This window comes from Microbispora sp. H10830, assembly GCF_014161375.1.
Lineage (GTDB): Bacteria > Actinomycetota > Actinomycetes > Streptosporangiales > Streptosporangiaceae > Microbispora > Microbispora catharanthi.
The window spans coordinates 1-1,430 of sequence record NZ_JABBWX010000047.1 but is presented as its reverse complement, the minus strand read 5'-3'; the positions used below and the strand labels follow the sequence as shown (position 1 = coordinate 1,430).

The 1,430-nt window shown below is 67.8% G+C and carries 1 protein-coding gene; it reads right to left on the bottom strand.

What is annotated here, in order from left to right; genetic code table 11:
* Positions 1 to 70: 70 nt before the first annotated feature.
* A complete protein-coding gene (locus HHX35_RS42315; protein ID WP_182904240.1) occupies positions 71 to 1,309 on the bottom strand; it encodes an IS256 family transposase in 1,239 nt (412 codons plus the stop codon).
* Positions 1,310 to 1,430 lie beyond the last annotated feature (121 nt).

Genomic DNA, 1,430 nt, shown 5'->3' with positions numbered 1-1,430 from the left:
GGTGATGTCCCGCTGAGTGGTGTAACTCGCTGCTGATCATGTGGGGTCGGCGAGTTGTGGGTTGGTGTGACTATGACGCGGCCAGGGCGGTGTGCGCCAGGGGTTCGGCCGGATCGTCTGCGGGTGGGGCGGCGAGTTGGGCCATGGAGCCCTCTGACAGGTAGCGGCGGTCGCTGACCTGCCATTCGTCGTGGTGTTCGGCCAGGACGGCGCCGGCCAGGCGGCCCAGGGCGGTGGGGTTGGGAAAGACGCCCACGACGTCCGATCGTCGCTTGATCTCCCGGTTCAGCCGTTCCAGCGGGTTGGTCGACCAGATCTTCTTCCAGTGCTGGGCGGGGAAGTCGGCGAACGCGGTGATGTCGTCGGTGGCCTCGAGGAGCATCTGTTCCACGATCGGGAATTGACGGCCGAGCATGGTGGCGATGGTGGTCAGCTGGGCGCGGACCGTCTGGGCGGTGGGCTGGGCGAAGATGGTGCGGATCGCTGCGGCGACCATCTCCGCCGAACCCTTGGGCACCCGGGCGAGCACGTTGCGCATGAAATGAACGCGACACCTTTGCCAGGAGGCGCCGAGGAAGACCGCCCGCAACGCAGCCACCAGGCCGGCGTGGGCGTCGGAGATGGCCAGCTGCACCCCACTCAGGCCGCGGGCCTTCAGCGAGCGCAGGAACGCGGTCCAGAACGCGCCGTCTTCGCTGTCGCCGACGGCGAATCCGAGGATCTCCCGTCGGCCGTCGATGCTGACGCCGGTGGCGATGACGACGGCCTGGGAGACGACCCGGTGGTTCACCCTCGCTTTGCAGTAGGTGGCGTCGAGGAAGACGTAGGGGAAGGTGGTGTGGGAAAGGGGCCGGTCGCGGAAGGCGGCCACCTCACCGTCCAGGTCGGCGCAGATGCGCGAGACCTCGCTTTTGGAGATGCCGGACTCGGCGCCGAGGGCTTTGACCAGGTCGTCGACGCTGCGAGTGGAGACCCCGTGCAGGTAGGCCTCCATGACCACGGCGAACAGCGCCTGGTCGATGCGGCGGCGGCGTTCCAGCAGGGAGGGGAAGAACGACCCGGACCGCAGCTTGGGGATCTTGAGCTCCAGGTCGCCGGCGGCGGTGGTCAGCAGCCGGTCGCGGTAGCCGTTGCGCTGGGTGGTGCGGGCTTCGGTGCGCTGGTGTGGGGCGGCGCCGATCATCGCGGTCGCCTCCGCCTCGATGAGCGCTTGCAGGACGGCTTGCAGCGCGTGGCGGATGACGTCGTCGGCGTCGGAGGCTTTCAAAGACTCCAGCAGGTCGAGCAGGGCAGACTGGTCCAGAGCCATCGTGTGGTGTCCTCCGCGAGAACCTTTGGTCGGGAACTCGCTGACCGTCACACGATGGCTCGCCCCATGTCCGGGGCTTGCATCAACAGCTTGGAGTTACACCACTCGAGGGGACGTCACC